The 3,534-nt window shown below is 62.6% G+C and carries 4 protein-coding genes and 1 pseudogene; all 5 read right to left on the bottom strand.

Translation table 11 applies throughout. The features are described from left to right. Nucleotides 1-140, bottom strand: a pseudogene (locus A3764_RS24180) (type II toxin-antitoxin system RelE/ParE family toxin); the annotation flags it as partial. Between the two features lie 46 nt (nt 141-186). Continuing rightward, nucleotides 187-486 (bottom strand): type II toxin-antitoxin system RelB/DinJ family antitoxin, encoded by a 300-nt coding sequence (locus A3764_RS16955; RefSeq protein WP_067951805.1) that lies wholly within the window; start codon nt 484-486, stop codon nt 187-189. Between the two features lie 50 nt (nt 487-536). Continuing rightward, nucleotides 537-1,193, bottom strand: coding sequence for a DUF6927 domain-containing protein (locus A3764_RS16950; RefSeq protein ID WP_067951804.1), 657 nt, complete (start codon nt 1,191-1,193; stop codon nt 537-539). Between the two features lie 98 nt (nt 1,194-1,291). After that, entirely contained in the window at nt 1,292-1,885 is a 594-nt protein-coding gene (locus A3764_RS16945; RefSeq protein WP_067951803.1) for a regulator, read from the bottom strand. Nucleotides 1,886-1,955: 70 nt separating this feature from the next. Continuing rightward, the coding region (locus A3764_RS16940) for a chromosome partitioning protein ParB (RefSeq protein ID WP_067951802.1) at nt 1,956-3,534 on the bottom strand (1,579 nt) is incomplete at its 5' end.

Genomic DNA, 3,534 nt, shown 5'->3' with positions numbered 1-3,534 from the left:
TAGTGCGGGCGCACAACCATTTCGCGGGTGCCGTCGACGCGGCCCCGACGGTACATCTGAGGATGCTCTGGCAATCTTGAGGTTTTAGCCTCATCCTCGTCTTTGAGGGCCTGAGCGGCATCTGGATTGTCGTCGGAGATGTAGTCGATGATCGCCAGAAGGTCGGCGATGGCCGCGGCCTTCCATTCAAGATCGGGTACGTCGTTTCCCGTCGATCAGCGCCTGGGCATCCTGCATCACCTGGGCCTGTGCCTTTGCCGGACGCGGATCGTCCAGGGCTTCCTGCACCTTGGCACGGAACCATGCGTCATAGGCGTCGGGATCGGCGGTCAGTCCCGCCGGCAGCCCACCTTCCGCAACGACGCGGGTCAAGAGGATGCGCACCGCATCGGAAAGCGTCAGACCGACACCGGCGAGCGCATCCGAGGCTTGCGCCTTGAGTTGGTCGTCAACACGAACGTGGAGCATGGATGTCTGTGCAGACATGGTCTGACCTCCTTTGGTTGGTGTTTATGTATCTCATTTGAGATACAGTATCAAGGCCCGTGCCCAGCAAAGAACTCCGCCAGGACCGGACTCGCTGCACTCTTCGCCGAGCCGAGGAGCTCGGACCCGGCGAGCGAGGCTTTCGATAGACGCACGAGGCCGCCTGTTTCCTCGATGCGGTAGCAGAGACGCTTTTGCCCTCCGCGCCGGTAATGGGTGGCGGTCACGATCTGGCAGGTGCTGCCATCGGTCAGCGTTACCGGTGCGGCCAGTTTGATCTTGTCACCCTCGTCGTAGTCCGGGATCGCCGCCCAGTCGCGGCAGCGCTGACGCCAGGCATGGGCATAGCTGTCGGGATCCCTCAACTCGGAGAGCAACGCCAGAAGGCTGAGCGGCGCGCGCGACTCCACGGGCCCGGCGCTCTCCTCTATGTCCTTGTAGCCCCAGCAACCATCATCATATCGCGTCAGGAAGACTGCTCCGAAGGTGAACGATCCGTCGGCATCGGTCACATAGGTTCTGTCCTCAACCGGCGCGCCATTGACGTTTGTGACCTTCGCTGCTGCATACCAGGTCGACCCGACCTTGCAGGCCTTGAGCAACACCGTCTTGCGGGTATCCGTCTCGAAGGTGCAGAGCCGGGCGATTTCTGCTTTCTCGTCCGCATAAGTCTTCACGCGACGATCTGTATAAAAGAGCCAACCCATTTCAGTGTCCTTTCTCTTAGAGAGATTTCATGTGTCGCCAATGTCCCGAGAGCGCGAAGCGCGGCAGGGTATTGGCGATGCGATTGTGAGAAAGGGCGCTAAGCCGCCCTCCGGTCATCGATCTCGATGAGCGCATCGAGCGGCACCCGGTAGGGCAGCATCTCGTCGAAATCCTCGCAGTTGCCGTAGTTCTGCACGACCGCGTGGGTGTCGCTGGCGTCTCTGAGGATCACCCGGAACGTCCCACCGAGACCTGAGGGCACATCATAGCTGCCACCGATCAGATAGTCGGCGGCGCGGCGCAGGAAGACGCGGATCGTGTGGCCATCGGTTGCCAGCCGGATGGTGTCATGGCCGCGGTCGATGAGCATCTGCACATCATCGAGAATGTCGGTGTAGAACTGGCCCGTCAGATCACGAAACGCCGCCTGCCGCGCCGCCATCCAATCCGGATCGCGGAACGGGTTGATGCCCTTGGCGAAGGCATATGTGGGATCGGCGCGTTCGGTGGTGACGATCCGCGTGGTCGAACCGTCGATGCCATTGGAGCGCAGATGCACACCATTGCCGACGATCAGGATCAGGGCGGGTTTGCCCACCGGCCCGTTCCAGTTGGGAAGGAAGGTGGAGCAGCCGCGCGCATGCGCGATCTGTGCCGCGACGCTCGCGGCAGTGAAGCTAAGAAGGGACATGGGATTTACCTGTAAGATGGAGGGAAGGGTGCGACCCGCGCCGGACATGCCGAGCGGGCCGCCTGCTCGATCAGGCCGCTTTGGCGACCCCGCTTGCGTCTACGGGTGTCTCGGACTCGCCAGCATCAACCGGCTCGACACCTGCCGTCTGCATCATCGGAGGGCACCAGGCCGCGACCGCCGCGCGCTGCGCTTCCGTCAGCGTGGCGAAAGGCTCCGCAAAGAGCTTTTCGCAGAATTCGACGATTTGCTTCTTGGTCGAAGAGGCCAATGTCACCGCCTCTTGTGCGAGCCCCAGCTCCTCGCCGAGAATCTTCAGAAGCCAGGCCTTCTTGAAGCGGTTGAAAAGCGCCGCGTTCGGCGTCCAATGCGCCCGGATGTCCGGCATGATCTCCACCTCGAAATCATGCATCAGGCTGTCGCGCTGCCGGTCCCGTGCGAAGCAGGACTGCGTGGTCGCCGCTGTGGCATAGGCCACGAGTTTCGCCTTCTTGCCCGCATCAAGCGCGCGGAACAGGGCGAACTGATCCGCAGGGGATTTCGCGCCATCTGCCCAGGAGAGATCGAGCGCGTCATGGGCCTCGGCCACCTGTTCTAGCGAGGTGCCGTCGATCTCGTCCATCTTCGCATGGCTGCGATACTCCTGACGCGCGTCGACTTTGATCGCCTGGGTCACGCCCATGCCGTGGCCCAAAACGTCGGTGACGAGCTTGAAGAGCGTGAGGTCGAGCGTCGCCTCCGGATGCATCACCATCGCTGCGCCGAGCGCCATCGCCCGCTCGGTCTTCAGGTCCTCGGTGAGCGAGGCGGGATAGGTGATCTCATCACTGTCCGCCGTGCCGTGGTCCTTTGACGTACCCGAGGCCTTGCCCGCGCTTTCGACCCTGTCCTCGGGACGCACCAGGCCGACATGCAGGCTGATCTTGCCATGCGACCAGGAGGCGATCACGCCGGAGCGCGCAAGATCCTCCGCGCCGTAGGCCTCCTGCAGATCCCGTGCTTCGGCCTCCAACTCATCGACCCGATCGTAGAGTTCATTGTACGCCTCGTCCTCGAGCTCTTCGTTCTCCATCTCGTGTTCGAGTTTCTCAAGCTCGGCGGTGATCTCGTCGACGCGCCTCGAACCCTTCTCATCGGGTTCGACCGGACCGGGATAGACCCGGCCATAATCCGCCATGGAGGCATAGTCGTACTGGATGACCGCGTCGGCCCAGGCAAAGCCGATCTCTGCCCGAGCCTCTTCGGCGGCGGCGGCGAGTTTTTCCAGCAGGATCGTTTCGACCAGCGCGGAATCCTCGAGCACGGAATGCTCATCAAGCAGATCGGCCGCGATGGCACCGCCGCGCGCCTCGTAGTCTTTGCGCACGAAGGCCCCGATATCGTCGCTGACCTGGACACCGCGGGACTTCAGCGCGTTCCGCACGGTGTAGGCCTGGACATAGTTGTCCTCCTTGGTGAGCGCCTCGAAGACCTCCCTTTGCACCTCCTGGCTCGGGTGATCGGCGAAGGCTTTCATCGTGTCGAGCGTGATCGATTTGGCGCGGGCCGCGGCACGGATGTCGGGATGGATGAGCCCATAACGCAACCGGCCTTTGACAGCGGCGACCGTGGTACCGAAGGTCTTGGCGATGGTTTCCGGCGTCTGGCCA

This window comes from Sulfitobacter sp. HI0129 (assembly GCF_001635395.1).
Lineage (GTDB): Bacteria > Pseudomonadota > Alphaproteobacteria > Rhodobacterales > Rhodobacteraceae > Sulfitobacter.
The sequence above is the reverse complement of the archived record's forward strand: the minus strand, read 5'-3'. Positions and strand labels throughout refer to the sequence as shown.